Origin of the sequence: Bacillus sp. GbtcB10 (assembly GCF_019091365.1) — a bacterium.
GTDB classification, from domain to species: domain Bacteria; phylum Bacillota; class Bacilli; order Bacillales; family Bacillaceae; genus Bacillus; species Bacillus altitudinis.
This window is the reverse complement of the sequence record NZ_JAGXJP010000030.1, coordinates 1-372: the sequence shown is the minus strand read 5'-3', so window position 1 is coordinate 372 and position 372 is coordinate 1. Positions and strand designations below refer to the sequence as shown.

General features: G+C 35.2%; 1 pseudogene. It reads left to right on the top strand.

Annotated elements, in window-relative coordinates:
• Positions 1-372: pseudogene (locus tag KVT11_RS19575) on the top strand (prokaryotic E2 ligase family D protein); the annotation flags it as partial.

Sequence of the window (372 nt, the reverse complement as noted above, 5' to 3'; positions counted from 1 at the left end):
GAAACTACCGTTACTTTTAAGGACTTTTATTTAGCTTTAAAAGAAGTTATGGAGCAGGGTACACAAGATAATACTCATTACTCTAGTGGCGTACTCCCAAAAGGTTGTATAAAACACGAGGTGTTATCTAAGAGTGGAGATAAACAAGCTGTTTGGATTGAAGTACCAAAGGCTCAGTGGGATATTCATTTTTTTGAACGACCGTTTCAACAAGTAGGATTTCCACGTCTATTATTTCGTTATACGGTGTACCAAAAACGAGTTACGAATATCTCTGTCTTTGCTGTAAAAGAAGATATGGAGTTAGAAGAAGGAATGAAATTATATCAATTTCCATATTCTAATGTTCATCCTAGTGGATCTGTATGTACA